Source organism: Streptomyces sp. NPDC053493, from assembly GCF_044544825.1.
GTDB lineage: Bacteria > Actinomycetota > Actinomycetes > Streptomycetales > Streptomycetaceae > Streptomyces.
Map to the genome: position 1 here is coordinate 1 of NZ_JBITXS010000031.1, position 1085 is coordinate 1085.

General features: G+C 67.9%; 1 protein-coding gene. It reads left to right on the forward strand.

The window, feature by feature from the left end:
• Nucleotides 1-105: 105 nt before the first annotated feature.
• The coding region (locus ACIGO8_RS34010) for an IS481 family transposase (protein ID WP_399738936.1) at nucleotides 106-1085 on the forward strand (980 nt) is incomplete at its 3' end.

Consider the following 1085-nt stretch of genomic DNA (forward strand, 5'->3'; position numbering starts at 1 on the left):
TAGGTGTATTGATCACGAGCGTTGTTGACAGTCGCGGGTCTTGATCATGGCGAAGACCTCCGGTGTGGTGGAGGTGTCTAGGCTTCACCGCACACGGAGGTCTTCGTGTCCCACCGTAATGCCCGGCTGACCGTTCACGGCAGGCGGATCCTGGTCGAACGCGTCCTCGCGGGCCGTCCCGTCGCGCACGTCGCCGCGGAGATGGGCATATCCCGTCCCACCGCCCACAAATGGGTCCGCCGCTGGCGGACCGAGGGCGACGTGGGCCTGCACGACCGCTCCAGCCGGCCCCGCAGCACCCCGCACCGCACGTCCGCCGCTGTCGAGGACCGCGTCTGCCGGCTGAGGACCGGCCGCAAACTCGGCCCGGCCCGGATCGGCCCGATCCTGGGCCTGCCCGCCTCGACCGTCCACCGGATCCTTCTCCGGCACGGTCTGAACCGCCTGGCCTGGCTGGATCGTCCCACCGGCGAGCCGATCCGCCGCTACGAACGCGACCGGCCCGGCGAGCTGGTCCACGTCGACATCAAGAAACTGGGCAATATCCCCGACGGCGGCGGCTGGCGAAGCGTCGGCCGCACGGCCGGCGACCGCAACCGCCAGGCCACCACCACCGAGCGCAAGAGCTGCACTCCGGTGATCGGCTACAGCTACATCCACTCAGCCGTCGACGACCACTCCCGCCTGGCCTACAGCGAGATCCTGCCCGACGAACGCCAGCACACCGCGATCGCCTTCTGGCAGCGGGCGAACGCGTTCTTCCAGGCTCACGGCATCACCGTCGAACGCGTGCTGACCGACAACGGCTCCTGCTACAAGTCCAAGCTGTTCACCCAGACGCTGACCGCGGCCGGCATCGCCCACAAGAAGATCCAGCCTTACCGGCCGCAGACCAACGGCAAGGTCGAACGCTTCAACCGCACCCTCCTGGACGAGTGGGCCTACCTGCGGCCCTACACCTCAAACCAGGAACGGACAGCGGCCCTGGCAGACTTCCTCCACACCTACAACCACCACCGCTGCCACACCGCACTCGACGGACACCCGCCCATCAGCCGCGTCAACAACCCTGCGGGTCAATACAC